Genomic DNA, 19,115 nt, shown 5'->3' on the forward strand with positions numbered 1-19,115 from the left:
TATATTAATAATCATATTATACTATATTAACGCGGTAATTTATAAAAGTAATCCGAACTAAAAAAAGGTTGCCGATACTTTCTCGACAACCTGAAAACCACCTTTAATAGGTGGTTTCATTTGTGTATTTGGTAAAGGGGGATTGTGTCCGGCCAGCGTCCAGTTTCCCTAGTTAATCAAGCTATTTTCCGGCGTAACGGCGAAATCATAGAAGACTCCTTTATGGTTGATCGATGCCGTAACAGTCGGATTCCCCTTTTTCGTAAACGTATATACGTTATATTTGGACGAAACATTGTATCCGGTCAAATCGAGGTTGAAAACCTTTTTCATCAGCGGGTTGGCAGCAGCAATCGCCCTTTCTTTTGTAAAGAACGGTTTGGCAAACACCTTGGGAATATCTTCGTCCGCGGTATAGTTCCCATCTCTGAACTCACTGATCATGGTCGCTGCCACTACTTTCCCTGTTTTCGCCCCTATGACGATTCTGTATTTTCGTTCGGTATCCATGAAAATCCATACTTGATCCAAGCGTTCTTGCGATTCTTTCACTAGTGTTACGTCAGGGAGCAGAGCCGATGTTTTACCGCTGGAAAGAGACTTCAGCGTCTTTTGCGCTGTATCGACCACATTGGGGTTCATTTGCTCGTTTGTATAATTCAATGTCGCAGCGTTGACCTTCCCAGTGGCAGCGTCAATGCTGACCGATGCATTTTGCCCTTTGAACAGCCAAATGTTTTCTTTTTCCAAATTGATCCGTTCTACCCAATCAATTGTAAAGGTATGCTGATTATCCATTCCTTTTAACGTGCTCGTAGCTGTATTTTGCAAATCAGCAGCTACTTCGCTCCATTTTAATTTCACGGATACGGATACAACCTTACCCTCCTGCTTGGTAACGAGCACCTCACCTCTGTTGTTTTTGGCCGCAATCACCCAGCAATCTGCCGTTTCTCCCATAATCTCGTCCAGTTCGATCGGCACGCCACCAGCCTGTTTTTGCATCGCTTGTTTCGCCGCTTCTACGACATTTTTGTTTAACTGAGCAAGGGTTTTCATTTCTGGCTCTACTGCTGGCGTCTGACCAGCTGCATATGCTGGCGCTTGTGTGTTTGTAAATGGAGATGCAACGGATAACAGCAAGGCAATCATACTTGTCACCGCTAGTGTTTGTTTTTTCATAGGTCATGCTCCCTTTCTGCATTCAAATCACTTATTTGATCCAGCTAAAGAGATTTTGTGACAGTCACCCGAGTGTCAAACAGTCTGTAGTTGAATAACGTAACAGTGTTATGTTACATTGTTTTTGGAGGTGCTTCACTTGGACACAAATCATATCTCGAAGAAGGACCTGCTGGAGCTAACTGGCATTTCGTACGGACAATTGTACCGTTGGAAACGAAAGAACTTGATTCCAGAGGAGTGGTTCATTCGCCGAGCGACTTTTACAGGGCAAGAAACCTTTTTCCCACGTGAACAGATTTTGGCTCGAATCGACAAGATTCTGAACATGAAAGACGACCTATCGCTGGATGAATTGGCGGACATGTTTTCACCAAGTATGAGTGGAACGTCGTTGACCGCAGATGAATTATTGGCACGAAACATTGTTTCAACTACTTCTTTAGAAGTGTTTAACGTTTTTCTCGGGAGCTTACGGACCTTTACCTTCCAGCAGGCACTATACGCCTATGTGTTGGAAAAGCTTTTGGCAGCTGGAGACTTGAGTGTAGAAGAAGGCGGCGGATTGCTACAGGTACTGGCTAGCCACTATCCCAAATTCGAAGGGAAGCCGTGTGAGCTGATCTTTATGCGCAAGATGGGGATTTCCACGTTCGTGTTGGTGTCTGGCTCTACCGAATTGTATTTTGATAGCGGAGTAAAGGTAGTGACGCGGCTCATTCTAGCCAATTGCATCGAGGAATTAAAAGGAAAATATTTGTAGGGGGAGACCATACCATGCAGAACGAGAACAATAACAAGCCAGATTTGATCTTTCATGGAGCAGTGAATGCTACGGGTGGCGTTTACAACAAAGTAGATGTGCAGGGTTACGGCAAGATTAATGGCGACGTAGAGTGCGAGTCGCTTCATTGTGCGGGACATGTCAGTATCACGGGAGATCTCACTGGATCATCGGCAAGAGTAGAGGGCAACGCGACGATTAAAGGCAAAGTGAAAATGGATACGTTATCCGTATATGGTCAGCTTGATGTTGCGGACGACTTGAATTTTACGAGTCTAAAGGTCGGTGGCAATGTCAAAGTACAGGGCAATATGGCAGGCGAGGATGTAAAGGTTCTCGGATCATTGAAAACCGCAGGGGATTGCGAAGCGGAAGTATTTCGGGCAAACGGTGCGTTTAGTATCGGAGGACTGCTGAATGCAGGGCGAATCGAGGTACTTCTGCATGGCAGCTGTGAAGCAAAAGAAATGGGCGGAGAGCACATCGAGGTACGTCGAACAGGGAATAGCACCTTGGGCAAGTTATTAAAGCATTTTCTCAACAATACCTTGTCCGTAGAGACGATTGAAGGTGACGAAATCTATTTGGAAAACACAAAGGCCAAGGTCGTTCGCGGCAACAAGATCGAGATTGGACCAGACTGCGAAATCGACCTGGTCGAATACAGCACAGAATGTAAGCAAGACCCGAGCTCACAGATTAAGACTAAGACACAACGGTAAGGCTGACAAGGAAAAATTAACATTTGGAACTGCATGCAAGTGTTTACATACATGCAGTTCCTATTTATAATGAGGTTGGAAAAAAATGATAATGCAAGTAATTGCTTGCTTGGCACGGAGGTGCGTTATGGATCACCCAGATATAGAACAGAAGCTGGGGGGGAGAGGCGAAGAGGAACAGGAAACCCGTGAGCGAATTTTATCAGCCGCACGTCAGCTAATGGCACAAAAGGGATACAAGGGAGCGACTACACGCAAGATTTCTGAGCTTGCAGGGGTGAATGAGGTGACGGTATTTCGTCACTTCAAGAACAAGGTAGGCATCTTGACAGAGCTCCTGAAAGAAATCATGGATGTCCGGGAGCAGCTGGAGCAAGGGTTGCAAGGCGAGTTTTCTGATCTCAAGCAAATGCTAGTCAGCTACGCACGTACGTATTACGGCTTATTGGTCGAGCGCAAAGAAATTTTCATGATCTGCATGATTGAAGCGGATAACCACCCGGAAGTCGTGCAGATGTTCAGCAGCCTGCCGATGACCGCAGTCGAGGTATTGTCCAACAAGCTCCTAGCGTTTCAGGAGCAAGGGCATTTGCCAAAGGCAGATCCGTTCACGGCAGCTCTTATGTTCGTCTCCACTTTCTTCTATGCCTTCATGGCGAAGTATCGGGTCAATCTCGATATCGGAAGGGCAGAAGAAGAGCTTTTTGAAAATGCTTCTGAAATCTTGCTACAAGGCATCAAGCGATAAAAAACAGCATAGCTACATAGGGGCGGAGGAAGTCATGAAGAGAAGATGGCTTGTATCTGTAATGATGATCGGACTATTGGCAACGACGGCTTGCAGCGAGCAACAACCTGCTTCGGCACCTCAGAAGGAAGTGAAGAATGTCGTCGTTGCACAAGTGAAGAAGGAGCAGGCTGTAACCGTCACGGAGTTGTCTGGTACACTGGCTCCTTTGGAGGAAGCACTCGTCTCTTTTGAAGTAGGCGGTCGTATCGTGGAGATGAACCGGAAAGAAGGAGATACGGTTAAAGCAGGAGATGTGCTTGCCCGTGTGAACGCCCAGGATTACTCGCTCCAAGTCGCCTCTTCAAACGCTGCTATGCAGCAGAGTGCGGCAAATCTTAGCAAGGTAACGAATGGAGCGAGAGAGCAAGAAGTGACGCAGGCGCGATTACTGGTGGAGAAGGCAACAGTCGCTCTGCAAAAAATGCAGGATGATTTCAACCGGATTGAAAAGCTCTACCAGCAAAACGCCATCTCCAAAAGCGAGTTTGAAAGTGCACAAAATGGACTGACGATTGCGCAAAAGGATTTGCAAAACGCACAGCAGTCCTATTCGCTGGTTACTCAAGGGGCTCGTGTAGAAGACAAACAGCTGAGTCAGGCTGTTTTCAACCAGGCGGTCATCGCCAAAGAAGTGGCAGCCAATACGCTTGCCAAAACGCAGCTTCGCTCGCCGATTAACGGGACGATCATCGCCAAGCTCTCGTCTGCGGGTAATTTGGTCGGTTCAGGTAGCCCGGTCTATCAAGTCGGCAACATCGACACATTAAAAGTCGTATTGCCTGTTCCTGACCGTGAGATTTCTGCCTGGAAAGTAAGCGATACGATCTCCTTAGACCTGTATGGACAAAAACGGGATGGCAAAGTGACAAAAATATTTCCTGCCACGAACCAAAATACCGGAACGATTGGCGTAGAGGTCCAAATCGCCAACCAAGCTCGTGACTGGTTTGCTGGTCAGGTGGTGAAAGCGACCAAAACGGTAACGGGGCAGGAAGGTGTCTACGTACCAGTAGAAGCAGTCATCAGTAGAGGAAAAGATGACGCGCATGTCTTCGTCAATGCCGGCGGCAAGGCTGTCAAAACAAGCGTAGTCATCGGGCAGATTGTAAGTGACAAGCTCGAGATCAAGAACGGATTAAAAGAAGGAGACCAACTGATCGTCAAAGGGGTGGACCGTTTGTTTGATGGTGACCCAATCGAGGCGGCAGGAGGTACACAACCGTGATCAAGTACATCGTACAAAAGCGCAAAATCACGCTCCTGTTTTTCAGCATGATTGTACTTGTAGGCTCCCTCAGCTTTTTTCAACTGCCTAAGCAAGAGATGCCGGATATTATCGTGAACATGGCGACGATCACGACCGTTTACCCGGGAGCTTCGCCGGAAAAGGTCGAGCAGGCTGTTACGAAAAAGCTGGAAGAGAAAATCAATGAATTACAGGGACTTAACTATATATCTTCCTCATCTTCCCTCGGAGTTTCTTTTATCATGGTGGAAGCAAAGAGTGACGTAGACCCGAAGCAAAAATGGGATGAATTGCGGAAGAAGGTAAAGGACGCAGAGGCTGATCTGCCAGCCGATGCGAAACAACCGATCATCAATGATGATTTGAACCGTACGTTTGTCCAATCGTTTGCGGTCACTGCTGACACACGTGAGGAATTGTACAGCATGCGTACCATGCTAAAATCGTGGAAAGAACAGCTGCGTACCATTCCAAACGTAGCGGATGTACTGGTGGAAGGTCTACCGGAGCAGGAAGTCCACATCGAGGTTGATACGCAAAAGCTGAGCCAGTACGGGCTCACGTGGAGTCAGGTGATGATGGCTGTCAAAAAGGAAAATGAAAAAATCCCGCTTGGCGACCTGACCACAGAAAAACGAACCTACCAGCTCAAGCTGGCGGAAAATACAGATGTCGAAGAACTGAACAAAGTCATTATCTCCCGTTCAAAAGAGGGCTTCCCGATCTATCTGAAGGACATCGGATCGGTCAAAATGACGACGGAGACGGTGAAAACGACTTCGTATTTCAATGGGAAGCCTTCGATCACAATCAGCGTCAATGCAGAGACGGGAAGTGATGTGCCGTCCTTGCAGAAGCGCGTAGACGAGATGATGGTGACTCTGGATAAAACACTTCCGGCAGGGTCCGAGAGACACTCGATTTATAGTCAAAATGAACGCGTCGATGAGCTTTTTAGCGACTTAACCCGGGAAATGATGATTGCCATCGTTGCTGTTTTGGTGGTGTGTGCACTCGGATTGAACCTGATCACATCGTTGGTAGTAGCGATGGCGATTCCAATTTCCTTGGCTGTGGGGCTTATGTTCCTGCCATCTCTAGGTATTTCACTCAATATGATCTCGATCGTTTCCTTGATTATTGTGCTGGGGATCTTGGTCGATGACGCCGTGGTGGTCAATGACAATATCGAGCGGAGACTGTCTGTCCTGGGCGAAAAACCAATGGCTGCGGCGGTTAATGGTGCCAAGGAAGTATCGATTTCGATCACGACCGCTACGCTGGCTACGATTGCGTCGTTTGCGCCCTTGATGTTTTTGAGTGGCAACGTCGGGCAGTTCATTCGACCGGTTCCCGTAATTATTTCGATGACGATGCTGGCGTCGATGGTCATGTCGCTGACGATCATCCCGATCTTTCGCCAATGGTATGAGCAACGTAGAAAGGCTGGCGTAGAAGGGTATCGTAAGCCCGCTGGACTGTTGGGGAAACAATTGTTACAGCTGACCAAGTGGTATGCGAGCAAGTTCATGCCGAAAATTTTGAAGCGACCGCTTTTGGCAGGAATGATTGGCGTATTGATTGGAACGGCAGCATATGGATTGATACCGCTCACTCCGGTGGAATTGTTCCCGAACGATGATCGCCCGCAGTTTCTCATCGATATCCGTCTCCCCGTAGGCAACAGTCTGGAAGAAACAGACCGAGTGGTGCGTGGGACGGCAGACTGGGTGTTGAAGCAGCCTGGTATCGAGACAGTATCTGCGTACGCGGGAGGTAGTGCACCGAAAATGTTCGGTGGAGATACAGCTGCCGGAAGCGGCATTACCGTCGGACAGCTAGTGGTTCGTTATAATGAAAAAGAGACCCATCTCGAGAACATGCTGGAGCCGTGGACGGAGGAATTCAAAAAGCTGTATCCGGAAGCGAGTATCTTAACGAAGCAGCTGGAGGCAGGTCCTCCGGTTGGAAAACCAGTCGTGATTCGTTTTTATGGAGAGGATATTGAGACGCTGCGCTCTCTTTCTGCACAAGCAAAAGAAAAGGTTGCTGGATTAGAGGGAACGTACAATGTGCAAGACGATTTCGGGGTAGAACGCTACACCTTGGAATTTGTCGTCAATAAAGAGCTGATGGAGCAAAAGCTCGTCAACTACACGGACTTGTCCACGACATTGCGTCTGGTGAGCGAAGGCATTACCGTCAGCGAGTTTGATACGGGCTCAGACCTGATAGATATGAAGCTGTTCTTGCAAAAAGGCGAGGAAGACCCTGCATTGCTGTTCCAACGACTCAGCATCGCCAATGCGCGTGGAGAACTGATTCCGTTGTCACAGCTCGCGGAAGTAAAACCGACTTTTAGTACACAGACGATCCCGCATCGCGATTTGTCGCGGAGCGTGACAGTTACCAGTGATCTGAAAGGTAGAACGGCGACAGAAGTAATGGCAGAGATCAAACCGATGCTCGATAGTTTGTCCTTGCCTGAAGGATACCGCTATGAGATTGGCGGCGAGACTTCTGAGCAGACTGATATTTTTATCGACATGGGCAAACTCTCGATTCTTGTCGTTTTCCTGATTCTGATTTTGATCGCGATGCAATTCTATTCCTTGACCATTCCTGTACTGGTTACCAGTACGATTTACCTCGCTGTATCGGGGAGCTTGATCGGCTTGTTCGTGACCCAGACGCCACTAGGCTTTATGACGATGATGGGGATTATTGCTTTGGCGGGTATCGTGGTGCGTAACGGGATCGTTTTGATCGAGTTCATCGAGGAGGCACGTCATACAGGCATGGAGCTGAAGCAGGCGGTTATTTCTGCGTGTGAGGCACGACTACGGCCTATTCTTATAACCTCGCTTACAGCGATTGCAGGTATGATGCCGTTAGCTATTTCAGGTGACGTTTTATTCAAACCGCTTGCGGTCACTATTATTTCCGGCTTGGCGTTCTCGACACTTTTGACCTTGATCGTCGTACCGTCCTTCTATACGGTTCTGACGCAGCACAAGATCAAAAAGCTGGCGAAAAAGGCCGCGAAGCGTCCGGATTTGTATGGGCCTGAGGCAGAGACATTATAATGCATGCAGCAGCGGCAAACTCTCCGATTCATTTCGTTCGGGAGTTTGTCGCTGTTTGTTTTAGTAAGCTTTTCTTGCTTTTCGCCAGCCGATGATCAAAAGAGCAAGGACCAGTATGAGAAAAACGAGTACACCTAAAGCCCAGATCGACTGTAGCAGCATGCTGTGGTTGACCAGCCAGGGAATCTCCTCCAGAGGCATGTTTTTCATTTTGGGGAGAGAAGGGATGATCATCGCGTCTGCATAAATGTGCAGGACGATCGGAGCTAGCAGTCCCCAGCGAAGTGCTGCCCATGCCCACAAAACACCAATGAGAAACGATTCCAAAAGAGCTCCTAGACCATGCCCGGGTACGTGATAGTAGGCGAAAATCATCGAAGGAATGAGAAGATAGCTCAACCTCGCACCAGTGGGCAGGTCTGTGCTCCTTCGATAGATGAGTGTTAGCAAGAGAAACGGGATGCCGCGAAAGACAAGCTCCTCCCACAAAGGATTATGCCAGGTGGCAAACACAAGCAGATTTGCTTTGCCAGCGAGTGATTGTGCGCCGATTTGCTGCGTGGTAGACCATCCGCTAATCGCCTGAAAGGCAGCGCCGGCCGCTTTTGCCAATAAGAGACCGACAAGGATGAACAGAAATGCTTGGCCCAATTTTTTCTTTTGTACAAGCCATAAGATTCCGCAAGCGTAAATCAGAGAGATAACACCAAAAATGAGCCAGCCAGGAAGCGGGACAGCGACCTTCCAATCGGTTTTCGGCCAGAATAGTAGAGATACAGAAACAGTTTGTCCTAAAAAACCTGAGGCGAGAAATTGTCCCCAGGAGGCAAGTAGGGGCAGAAAGAGTAGAATCATCAATAAAAGGAGTAAAAGTGGGTTTTTGGTTATGTATCGAAATGTATTTGTCCACATTTGCGAAAAACCTCTCATTCCAACCATTTTTTTCTATATAATCCTACATGCCATTTACTCGGTCTAGATTGATATGGCATTCTTCAGATTTTTGTAAGAGTTTGATTGAGCAAGAAAAGGTATCGGACGTATGATATGATAGTGTCAAATTCACTGTCAGTAATAGATAGAAAGCAGTACAGGAAGGGAGTGTCCAGGATGCAACAGCCCCAGCTTCTTCATGAAGAAAAGGTATTCAAAGACCCTGTTCACCGCTACGTCCACGTGCGGGACAAATTCATTTGGGATTTGATCAACTCGGCAGAATTCCAACGTTTGCGCCGAGTCAGGCAACTGGGCACCAGTTTTTTTACCTTTCATGGTGGAGAGCATAGCCGCTTTAACCACTCGCTTGGTGTATATGAACTGATGCGCAGAATTTTGGAGACGTTCGAAGGACGAATCCAGTTAACCTATGAAGAAAAGTTATTATGCCTATGTGCGGCTTTGCTCCACGATGTGGGCCACGGTCCGTTTTCCCATTCGTTTGAAAAGGTGTTCAAGTATCACCACGAGGATTGGACGCGTGCCATTTTGCTTGGAGATACGCAAATCAACCGAATTCTTCGTCGGTTTGATGATAGCTTCCCGAAGAAATTGGCAGAAGTGATTAATAAGACATATGACAATAAACTGATCGTAAGCCTCATCTCCAGCCAGCTCGATGCCGATCGGATGGATTACTTGCTGCGTGATGCCTACTATACGGGCGTCAATTACGGCAATTTCGAGATTGAGCGAATCTTGCGTGTCATGCGGCCGCAGGAGGATGGCATTGTCTTTAAATTCAGCGGGATGCATGCTGTCGAAGACTACATCATGTCTCGCTATCAAATGTACTGGCAGGTCTATTTCCATCCCGTGACACGGAGTGCCGAAGTAATCTTGTGCAAAATTTTTCAACGGGCGAAGCTCTTATTCTCCCAAGGCTATCCGTTCATGCAGGAGCCTGTCATGTTGCTGCCTTTCTTGCAGGAGAAGGTAGAGCTCGCTGACTATTTGGCGCTGGATGAGTCCATTATTCTTTTCTATATGCAGCTCTGGCGCAGAGAGCAAGACCCTGTGTTGAAAGATTTGTGCGCCCGTTTTTTGGACAGGAATCTCTTTAAATACGTCGAATATAATCCGAGGGATTTCCGCTTGCTGTCTGAGTTGAAAGAACTATTTCAATCTGCCGGAATTGATCCGATGTATTATTTGGAGGTAGACACGACCTCCGATCTTCCGTATGATTTTTACCGTGCCGGAGAAGAAGAGGAGCGCATTCCGATTATGCTCCAAATGCCTTCAGGCGAACTGGTCGAGCTGTCACAGAAGTCAGAAATTGTACAGGCCATTAGCGGAAAGCGGCGCTTTGATTACAAGCTGTACTTTCCATTGGATAAAGTCATGGCTTTGCCGGGGGATCTCTCCCGTAAGATTCGAGAACGTCTGGGAGTGATGGAGGATGCTTAATCGTCACGCCAAGATCATACGCCTGATTGAGATAGTCGGCGAAGTGAGCGGGCGAAAAAAATTGCAAAAGATGGTGTACATAGGAAAACATCTGGAGATGGATTTCGATGAGCGCTACGAGTTTCATATGTACGGTCCATATTCGGAAGAGCTGACGCTCAGAGTAGATGAGCTGTGCAACATGGGGCTTCTGGATGAGCAAATGGAGAGTAAAGGTGCTATTCATATGTATCGTTACTCTTTGAACGAAACCGGTCATGATTTTCTCAAGTTTCATGAGGTTGACTTCGGTAGTGGAGAACGTGCGATTTTGCGTATGAACGAGGAGAATTCCCGTTTTCTCGAGCTGGTTTCTACGATTCTGTATTTCAACCATCTGCCCTATGAGGAAATGAAGGGCAAAATCTTTACGTTTAAGAGCAAGCAGCGCTACACCGAAGAAGAGATTCAAAAAGGGCAGGCGTTTATTGAAGAACTGCGTGCGCTGATGAAGGAAGACGGCGGCAGTTCACTTATGCAATAGAGAACATCATACGAGGAAAAGCACGGCGTACGAACTTGCAAGAGTTGTGGTACGTCTTTTTTTTATACATGTCAGCCAGTCCAATGGGGCTGGCTTTTTTTGTCTCAGTTCGGAGCTGCATAATACGGGCATCGTTCTTTGACAAGTGTATACGTATGAAACATTTTGATTCGCGAAAGGGTGATGGACGTGAGTAGAAGCAAGCAATGGTGGCTGTGGATCGTGCTCGGTGTTGTTATGCTTGCCGTCGGTATAAGTGCGTGGGGTACAGCCAGTGCACAAGAAGTAAGAGTGGTGTACGTCTATAGTGATAGCTGCGGATATTGTACGGAGTTCGGGCCGACATTCGAGAGAGTTGTGAAGGCATATCCACCCGAAATGATCCAACGACTGGATATCCATAAGCAGAAAGAGCTGGATGAAGCGTCGCGACTAGGTGCAGAGGCAACCCCCACTGTTTTTGTCGTCGAACAAGGTAAGGTGGTTGATAAGCTGGAAGGGGCGGTGCCCGAGAATACGTTGCGAAGCTTTTTGCAAAGGAGCATCAAACAGACTCTTTCTAAAAATGGATAATATAGGTAAAATATCCGGTAAAGAGGGGGGCGTTCCATGAACAAACGTGCAATGATGTCGTACCTACTAGCATCTGTCCTTGTAACGGCAGGGTTTACTGGAGTTGCTGACAGTCTTACCGTACAAGCTGCTGCGCCAGCGAAGGATTACGCTTCACATACAGCAAAGGCAGCTATTGATTTCGGTGTACAGAAGAAATACTTATGGCTGGATAGCAAGGGGAACTTTTATCCGAATAGTCAAATCACGCAGGGGCAGTTTATCGCGAGTTTAGTAGCCATTCGCGAATTGAAGGAGGTAGCACCCGTGCCGCAGCTCCCAGCAGGGCACTGGGCGAAGATGAGCTATGAGAAGGCGCAGAAGGCGGGGATTTTGGATAATGTGAAGATTGACCCAAACCGTTTACTGACTAAAGAAGAAACAGCATTGCTTGTTTTTAATACATGGGAGCCATTTCGAGGTGAAAAAAGCCCGAATCTAACTAATACTGGTGCATTGGTTACTTGGGGATGGATGAAGCCAGCACCAAATGGACAACCAAAGTTCCGCGAGGATCTGCCAGTGCTTCGAAGTGATGCTGCTGAAATTTTACAATTTATGTGGCAGGATAAATGGCAACTCGAGCAAGGCAGAAAATATGCAGATGAATTCCATAAAAGTTTGAAAGTAGTTAATGGGAAGATTACCGGAAAAGTCCCGAAAGGGGACGGTAACTTTTTGATCAGAGCAATGTTTATCACTATCGGTGATGGAAGAAATGGATTTTTAAATAATGAGTCGTTCTCAGTTTCTGTCAGTACAGTGAATTCCCTTTCTTTCGAAGTAATCAACTCAAAAGACTCAGGAATAGCAGGTGGGTATTGGTATCCCAAACTCCCTAAGCTTGACCGTGAAAATCGAACACAAAAATTCTATCGCTAGTTGAGGATACTAATATGAATAATAAAATGTACAAGCACAGAAAAGCTCTTTTTTCTGTGCTCTCTTTCTGCTTTTTGATAGGATTGATCGGTATGCATCCACCGACGACTGAGGCAGCACCCAATTTACATGGAATCAAAGTCGCGAGTATTGATTCCTACAAGCGACTTGCGCCCAAAAACGGTTTCGACACAGTTTATATCCAAACGATACCTGGAAGACTTGGGGCGTCAATAGCCCAGATAGAGGTTGATAGAAGTGTTGATGGACAGCAAGTATTGTTATTTTCTGATGTAGATGAAAATGCAGATAAAGGGTGGTACTTCGTAGATGAGTCCGAGGCTTATTATTGGATCAATCGTTTTGGAGGAAACCCCAACTTTATTCTCGGTGGTTCTGCTAATGTCTATAGTAAAGAAGTTGCTAATCTAACGAATCATAAATATCCGCCATACCAAGCCTACAATCTCGCAGAATTGGCTGCCACATCAGGAGGTGCAGGTTATACAAAAGGAGACAACCTCGTCCCAGACGGCAAAGGCGGATACATCTCAGTAGGCCACTTCCGAACAACCCCACAACCCAGCGGCAGCATAACCACCGACAAAACCAAATACAACCTCAACGAAACAGTTGAGATCCATGCAAATGCCACGGACTTTTCTTACTATGACCGCGGCATTTTTGTATGGTCTTTAAATGTGATCAACAAGTCAACAGGACGTGGATACAAGAGCATCTTATCTAATCAAGAATTCAACGATCCAAGCACGGCTATCCCCTCAGTAAACGAGACAAGCAGTCCCCCAGGCTACAAGTGGACCTATAAAAATACCGAATATAAGCCTACCGAGCCAGGCGTGTATGAAGTATCGCTAACAATTACCGACCTGCATCAAAGAAGCCGTCAAGGATCAAGCAGCATAAGCGTTTCGAAACCTTACACAGCACAATTCACAGTAGGTGATGTAACTCCACCGGAAAAACCCGATCCCGAAAAGCCTGACCCAGGTCCAGCCTGCTCGATCGGATCAACAAAAACCAAACTGAACATTCAAGTCGTTGGCGACAAGGACATAAAAGACCACAATGCTGTTGCAAGCGGCGGCTCAGATATTGCTGTCGAAAAAAATGCCGATATCACCCTATCTGCCAATAAACCAGGAAAATACACAATGAATGGTTATGACATGAAGCCTGGAGCGAATGGGAATCGGAAGGTCGCAACAGGTAGAGTGGGTAGCTCTGGACGGGTAAAAGTCGTCTACATCAGTGATGATGGAACAGAGTGCTGGGAGAAATATTTGAGAGTAGAGTCGCCAGATGGCGAGGATTCATGCCCTATTGTTACGCTGTCGGCATCGGCAGTAAGAAACGGTGAAACGATTGAGATTATGCCGTTCGATACGCTTACGTTCCAAGCCAAATACACGACCAAACACGGAGATAGCTCGGAGGCATCGCTCAAGTGGGATGTATCACTTCCAAACGGAAAAATCTATACCTTGCCAGTCAAGGAAAATGACAATGGCAGATGGGGACCCTATGATTCCTCTAGTTTAAAGCTTCCGTACGGGAATGTTCATGACCCGTACTATTTTCCATTCGAGCGAGGGAAAACGTACAAACTGAAGCTAAACTTTGATGGGACAAAGTGGGGGGAGCGACCTGAATGCAATTGGGAAATAACGATCGTCGTAAAAGATGCTTCCTGCACAATCGCTGATCAAAAAAAGGTTGCGTTTTTAGTGCATAGCGAACCACCTCTGCCATTTTCTCCTGAAGGGGAAAGCATGAATGGATCAGTCAGCTCAGGCTTTACATTGAAAGACCCCGTATACATCAAGTACTTTACGGAGGCTGGTGATCAATACGATACCAATCTATCGTTTTCCTCGAAGGTATCTGGTACTTGGTATTGGAAGAGCCCCGGAGGAAAAACGGCGTTAACAGACAAGCTTTCGGCGGACGAGCCATTCAAACTCATGTTACCGGCAAGCGTAGATGTTGGCGATGAAATCGTACTGCTGTTCGAGTCCGAGACAGGCTGCACGGGTGAGGTGCGATTCACCATTGAATCTGACCAAAAATGCTGGGATATTCTAGCGTCAGTAGAAATCGATCGAAACAACCAAAAGTGGAGCAAGGATATTCAACGTGGAGAGACCATTGAAATAGCAGCAGATGAGATTCCAGACAAGTATCGATTTCGTATGTTTTTGTCAGACGATAGTCACTTTTCTATGAGATGGTTCGATCCTGCTTCAGGCTCTTGGGAAAGAAAGCGAAACGGAAAATCACTCGATAGCTCAAACACCTCCACAAATAGCCACTGGGTGTATTTCCCGAAGGATGAAAATGGTCTTCTTTTAGAAGGGCTGTACAAGGTGCAATTTTATTCAACCCAGAGTGATGGCTGCGACGGTCATTTTTTTGTGCAAATCGGCAAAGGCGCTCCAAAACCGGATGGAGAGAATTTGCTTATTGTGAAATCGAGCTTTCAAATTGATCCGAAGAGCCCTCGAGCAGCAGGAACCGATGCGACAATTACATTCAACGTGAAGAATGCCGGGAAATTAACGCATGATACGAAATTGGCTGTTCGGTGGGCTAGCTCAGAAAAGGAAACCAGCTTGGATGTGAAGGAATTCAAGCCGGGTGAGGTGCGTAAGATCACGGTTCCGACGAAGTATCCGCAAAAATCCGAGGATTTTATTGCCCATATCAACCCTGCGAAATCCATGCCGGAAAACGAGACGATCTGGACGGACAATCGTGCGACTTGGCCAGTGAAAATAATTGGTGGGGAAGTTCCCGAGCCGCCTGATGGTGGAGACGATTTTGATGGCGGTGAAATTGGCTTAGAGATTTATGACAGTGATGGTCGACAGCTACAAAAACTGCCGCTACATACAGACGGCGTGTGGGAACGTGAGCCTGCTACGATTCGCGTGATCATTGATCAGTCGAAAATAAACGAAGGCTTCCAAAAAACAGAGCAGGAGATCAATCAGAAAATCACGCAATTTAAAGCACAATTGGAGAGTTCAGTCAGTGGGGACGATTTCAAAAACGTAACCGTCACTGCGAGTCCCGGGTGGATTTCAGATGCCAAGGGCATGGCAGTTTATACACCATCGCAGCTTGATCTGAAGCTGACAGGCCCCGGAGCGCCGATGCAATGGCAGGTAAGCAGTGCATCTACAGGCACAGAGGTCGTGTACACAGGAACCACGGTCCCAACGCAGACGACTTGGCGCCAAGTACTCCAATCGCAAAAGTACAAAGCAGAAATCAACGGCTTTGTCATCGTGATGGATTATCAGGTCGATTTTGAACTGTCCTACGAGAGCTGCGCGACGAACGACGAAGATGAAGAGATGTGTGAACCACAGAATGTATCCAAAACAATGACAGGACGCTATACCATTACGGTAAAAGGGGGAGAGCGCTCCTTTGAAGTCTTTGAGCCGAATGCAACAGGCTCGATTCGCCATACAGCCGAATGGGCAGCGTATCATGCCAGAGACCGGTATCCAAATAGCCAGCCACATGATTACTACGCGGGGGAGCGCATTTTGACACAAGTGGAGCTGCAGGATCGACACCGCCATCCTGTGAGCAACCAGTTTCCTGTCGTGACATCTGCGCGGGCGTGGATTTCAGAAACTGGCTTACGCCAAACGCCGTTACAGTCGTTGTTAGCCTTGCAACAAGCGACTCCCCAGCTCTGGAGAGGACCCTCCTATTCCGCTTCCAAGCTAGGAGCTCGTGAAGTGGGCGTAGATACGCCTTTGATGGGGGATAAACAGCATGGCTTCCAAAAGGATGCGAGCTACGCCGTTTATTACACCGTGTCCTTTCGTTTTGACGTAAACAAGGGCTTCTCCTACCAAAATAAAGCCTCCGGGCAAGGGCACGAACTAAAAGATTATCAACTACCCTTCCGTATCATTGCAAATGCATGGGAACGACAAGGAATCCGAAACCATACGACTCAGTAAAAATATTTGCACCCCCTCTCTGTCTTTTTCTACTGTAAAGCTAGAAAAAGGATGAGGGGGATTTTTGTGGGAATAATCACGCGGCGCTTGCTATGTGTACTTCTCCTATTCGCTTTATGCTTGGGAAATACAGTGGAACAGGGCTGGGCAAAAGAACGGGAGATATTCGTAGAGGAAGCGTGGGCATGGATCGACGAAGGAGAGGTGCGTTTTCAGGCACTATTATCGCGCACTCCGGATAAAGTCGAGCTGTCTGTTAATCAGGACAGCGACAGCAAAACCCGTTCTTTTCACGAGGAGTCTCAGATTTCCCTCGCCGTAATGCCTATGGATGATCGTCCTATCCAGGTAACGATGTTCATCGATGATTCAGAAGAGCCGTTACGTAGCTGGGAGATATCGTTGCCTGAACACATAGAGCCGACCGTAGAAAAAATAAAAATCAAAAAGGCGCCTTGGGATGAAATGGCTGCCAATCAGGAAGAACCGTTAGAATTGATCGAAATAGAGCTCGAAGACCAAAACGAAGCTCCGCCAGAAGAGGAAGAACAAGAACAGGAGCAGGAGCAGGATCCCACCGATGAAGAGCTTTCGCGGCTGGCAGAGGAATTTTATGCGCATTTTTCAGGCGAGAATAAGCCAGAAGAGGCGGAACTACGCAATAGAGAAGCTCGCTTTGAGGTAGAGCCGAATGATAGCTTAGGCAGCAAATCGGATTGGCTATTTGATGGAAAGGACAGTCATGGAAAGATTAGCAGCAAAGATGATGTGGATTTTTGGAAAATCAGAGGAACAACAAATGGACAGATGAATATTTCCCTCACAGATATTCAGGCAAACGAAGACTACGATTTGTATGTGTATGATGAGGAGGAGCGGGAGCTTGCTCGTTCAGAGCAGCATGGAAATGAGCCTGAACTAATCGAGGGACTGGCACTGGAAAAAGACAAATGGTACTACATCAAGATCGTTGGAAAGCAGGGCTCGTTTTCGAAAGATTACTACTACCGCTTGCGAGCTGATTTTTTCGCGGATCAAGGAGGGGACAAGGCAGATGGATACGAGCCGAATGACACAATAGAAGCGGCCTACGAGCTAGATGCGTATAAACGAAATATCGTAGGAAATCTTCATTCAAAGACGGATGTGGATTTTTACAGCGTATCTTTTAAGCTCTCCTCTACTGTGGAGGTCTCCCTCAAGGATATCCCTACTGGAATGGATATGGACGTATTTCTGCTCGACGAGGCTGGAAAAGTAGTCGCTAAATCCGAGAAAGCGAAGAATTCGGATGAACATATGATCTTCAATGCCTATCATGGAACCTACAAAGTCAAGGTCATGGCCAGCAAACGCTCGGGATTTACCGCTAACTCGTACAGTCTTTATATAGGAGACAGAACGATTCCGGTTATCTTAATCCCGGGAGTAGGTGGATCGCGACTCGAAGTGGAGCAGAATGGAAAGAGATCAGAAATATGGTTGGGACTTGGCGATAGTCTCATTGGTATTAATGATCCCAAACACCGCAAGCTACTCTCTCTGGAGCCGATCAAGCCAAATAGTGTAGATGTACAGCCAGTCGTCCGTGACGCGACGATCCATCCGGAAAAAGACGATTTTTACGCCATCGAATATCTTTCCTATGCGCCGTTTTTAAAAGAGCTTACCGAACAGTATTACAGCATGGTAAAGGAACTGGAGAAGCAGGGATACAAGAAGCACCGAACCTTATTTGCACTGCCGTACGATTGGCGATACAGCAGCACCCAAAATGCCAAACTTCTAAAAGAAGAAATCGATGCTGCACTAAAGGCAAGTGGGGCAAATCAGGTGCATTTGGTGGCACATAGCATGGGTGGGCTCTTGGTAAAAGAAACACTTCTATCCAATGTGTCCTACCAGCGCAAAGTGAATCGTGTCGTGTATATGGGCACACCCTTCCTTGGCTCTCCACGGGCATATCAGGCCCTTAAGCACGGATACAATTTTTCGATCCCTTGGCTGGATGAGGAAACAGGGAAAGTGATTTCCTCTTATGCACCTGCCGTTTACGAGCTGTTACCCTCCAAAAAATACTTTGAAACAGTTGGCTTCCTGAAAAAGAGTAACATTCAGTACTACACCTACGACGAATTTTTAAAGGACAAAAATATTCGCCTAGACTATGCGCCGCTCGTCAGGCATGGCGGCAGGATGCATGAAAAGTGGGATAACAAAACGATCAATGTTCCACAGTATTCCATTGTGGGTACAGGCCAAGTAACACTGCTCGGTTACTTTTATGATTCTTTTTACAACGAATGGTCCCCGATTCTCGATCCTGGCGTTGGGGACGGTACTGTTCCGTATATGAGTGCCAATTACGCCCAGAAGGATATGAAAAAACGTTACTACGTGAAAGGCGAACATGCCAAGCTGCCAACCATACCAGAGGTCATCGACCAAGTAACGAGATTGCTACAGGGAGATGAGGAATTACAATCAGGATTGCGCAATGCTCCGGATCAAAATGCTGACTACCTGTATTACATCATTGCACAAGATGACAAAAGCTTTCCTGAAGTGACGATACACAAATCCGGCCAGACCTTTACGCTCGACGCCAATAAAAAAGAAGTACGGGAAGACTTGTCTATTGAATATCACGATCGCATCGTTGTCATCCATGTTCGAGATGGTGAAGACCTGGAATTCCAGCCTCCTGTAGCTGTAGAGGGAGAAGAGTCAGCGCGCTTTCTGATTAAACGCTTCTCGTCAGATGATTCGGATCGTTACAAAGAAACAGGCAGACATTACGTGCTCGATGAGAGTGGACTGAAAGAGGTAGAACAGTCTACGGATTCCAATGATGTGTAGCCATCAAAAGCAAAGGGTG

General features: G+C 47.0%; 13 protein-coding genes. 11 read left to right on the forward strand and 2 right to left on the reverse strand.

What is annotated here, in order from left to right:
• Positions 1-168: 168 nt before the first annotated feature.
• On the reverse strand, positions 169-1,182 hold the full coding sequence (locus ACFVS2_RS29630) for a hypothetical protein (RefSeq protein ID WP_390239943.1): 1,014 nt from the start codon (positions 1,180-1,182) through the stop codon (positions 169-171).
• Positions 1,183-1,321: 139 nt separating this feature from the next.
• Here ACFVS2_RS29630 and ACFVS2_RS29635 point away from each other — a divergent pair, with 139 nt between their 5' ends.
• The 5 genes from ACFVS2_RS29635 (at position 1,322) to ACFVS2_RS29655 (ending at position 7,810) form a co-directional block, all read left to right on the forward strand.
• Positions 1,322-1,945, forward strand: a complete 624-nt coding sequence (locus tag ACFVS2_RS29635) for a YhbD family protein (protein ID WP_173619757.1) — start codon at positions 1,322-1,324, stop codon at positions 1,943-1,945.
• 14 nt (positions 1,946-1,959) lie between these two features.
• Entirely contained in the window at positions 1,960-2,688 is a 729-nt protein-coding gene (locus tag ACFVS2_RS29640) for a bactofilin family protein (RefSeq protein WP_390239945.1), read from the forward strand.
• A 127-nt stretch (positions 2,689-2,815) separates the two neighbouring features.
• Entirely contained in the window at positions 2,816-3,436 is a 621-nt protein-coding gene (locus tag ACFVS2_RS29645) for a TetR/AcrR family transcriptional regulator (RefSeq protein ID WP_390239947.1), read from the forward strand.
• 34 nt (positions 3,437-3,470) lie between these two features.
• Positions 3,471-4,703 (forward strand): efflux RND transporter periplasmic adaptor subunit, encoded by a 1,233-nt coding sequence (locus ACFVS2_RS29650; protein ID WP_390239949.1) that lies wholly within the window; start codon positions 3,471-3,473, stop codon positions 4,701-4,703.
• Positions 4,700-7,810 carry an efflux RND transporter permease subunit gene (locus tag ACFVS2_RS29655; protein ID WP_390239951.1) on the forward strand — a complete coding sequence of 1,037 codons (3,111 nt, stop codon included), beginning with the start codon at positions 4,700-4,702 and terminating at the stop codon, positions 7,808-7,810. Before ACFVS2_RS29650 ends, ACFVS2_RS29655 begins: the two co-directional genes overlap by 4 nt.
• 60 nt (positions 7,811-7,870) lie before the next feature.
• Here the strand turns inward: ACFVS2_RS29655 and ACFVS2_RS29660 are convergent, their stop codons facing one another.
• Positions 7,871-8,722 carry a CPBP family intramembrane glutamic endopeptidase gene (locus ACFVS2_RS29660; protein ID WP_390239953.1) on the reverse strand — a complete coding sequence of 284 codons (852 nt, stop codon included), beginning with the start codon at positions 8,720-8,722 and terminating at the stop codon, positions 7,871-7,873.
• Positions 8,723-8,920: 198 nt separating this feature from the next.
• Between ACFVS2_RS29660 and ACFVS2_RS29665 the strand changes: the two genes are divergently transcribed.
• From ACFVS2_RS29665 to ACFVS2_RS29690, 6 genes are all read left to right on the forward strand, one after another.
• On the forward strand, positions 8,921-10,216 hold the full coding sequence (locus ACFVS2_RS29665; RefSeq protein WP_015893687.1) for an HD domain-containing protein: 1,296 nt from the start codon (positions 8,921-8,923) through the stop codon (positions 10,214-10,216).
• Positions 10,209-10,739, forward strand: coding sequence for a YwgA family protein (locus tag ACFVS2_RS29670; RefSeq protein WP_007724796.1), 531 nt, complete (start codon positions 10,209-10,211; stop codon positions 10,737-10,739). Before ACFVS2_RS29665 ends, ACFVS2_RS29670 begins: the two co-directional genes overlap by 8 nt.
• 183 nt (positions 10,740-10,922) lie before the next feature.
• Positions 10,923-11,312, forward strand: a complete 390-nt coding sequence (locus ACFVS2_RS29675) for a thioredoxin family protein (RefSeq protein WP_390239955.1) — start codon at positions 10,923-10,925, stop codon at positions 11,310-11,312.
• A 36-nt stretch (positions 11,313-11,348) separates the two neighbouring features.
• Positions 11,349-12,233: an S-layer homology domain-containing protein gene (locus ACFVS2_RS29680; protein ID WP_390239957.1), complete on the forward strand. Its 885-nt coding sequence runs from the start codon at positions 11,349-11,351 to the stop codon at positions 12,231-12,233.
• A 92-nt stretch (positions 12,234-12,325) separates the two neighbouring features.
• The gene (locus ACFVS2_RS29685; protein WP_390239959.1) at positions 12,326-16,237 is read left to right on the forward strand and encodes an ABC transporter permease; all 3,912 of its coding nucleotides are present in this window, start codon (positions 12,326-12,328) and stop codon (positions 16,235-16,237) included.
• A gap of 66 nt (positions 16,238-16,303) precedes the next feature.
• The gene (locus tag ACFVS2_RS29690; protein WP_390239961.1) at positions 16,304-19,096 is read left to right on the forward strand and encodes a lipase/acyltransferase domain-containing protein; all 2,793 of its coding nucleotides are present in this window, start codon (positions 16,304-16,306) and stop codon (positions 19,094-19,096) included.
• Positions 19,097-19,115 lie beyond the last annotated feature (19 nt).

The sequence above is a fragment of the Brevibacillus sp. NPDC058079 genome (assembly GCF_042885155.1).
GTDB lineage: Bacteria > Bacillota > Bacilli > Brevibacillales > Brevibacillaceae > Brevibacillus.

Coding starts and splice junctions, on each gene's coding strand:
- ACFVS2_RS29670 (WP_007724796.1), top strand. CDS start 10,209: ATGCTTAATCGTCACGCCAAGATCATACGCCTGATTGAGATAGTCGGC.
- ACFVS2_RS29675 (WP_390239955.1), top strand. CDS start 10,923: ATGGACGTGAGTAGAAGCAAGCAATGGTGGCTGTGGATCGTGCTCGGT.
- ACFVS2_RS29685 (WP_390239959.1), top strand. CDS start 12,326: ATGCATCCACCGACGACTGAGGCAGCACCCAATTTACATGGAATCAAA.
- ACFVS2_RS29630 (WP_390239943.1), bottom strand. CDS start 1,182: ATGAAAAAACAAACACTAGCGGTGACAAGTATGATTGCCTTGCTGTTA.
- ACFVS2_RS29680 (WP_390239957.1), top strand. CDS start 11,349: ATGAACAAACGTGCAATGATGTCGTACCTACTAGCATCTGTCCTTGTA.
- ACFVS2_RS29665 (WP_015893687.1), top strand. CDS start 8,921: ATGCAACAGCCCCAGCTTCTTCATGAAGAAAAGGTATTCAAAGACCCT.
- ACFVS2_RS29660 (WP_390239953.1), bottom strand. CDS start 8,722: ATGTGGACAAATACATTTCGATACATAACCAAAAACCCACTTTTACTC.
- ACFVS2_RS29650 (WP_390239949.1), top strand. CDS start 3,471: ATGAAGAGAAGATGGCTTGTATCTGTAATGATGATCGGACTATTGGCA.
- ACFVS2_RS29645 (WP_390239947.1), top strand. CDS start 2,816: ATGGATCACCCAGATATAGAACAGAAGCTGGGGGGGAGAGGCGAAGAG.
- ACFVS2_RS29640 (WP_390239945.1), top strand. CDS start 1,960: ATGCAGAACGAGAACAATAACAAGCCAGATTTGATCTTTCATGGAGCA.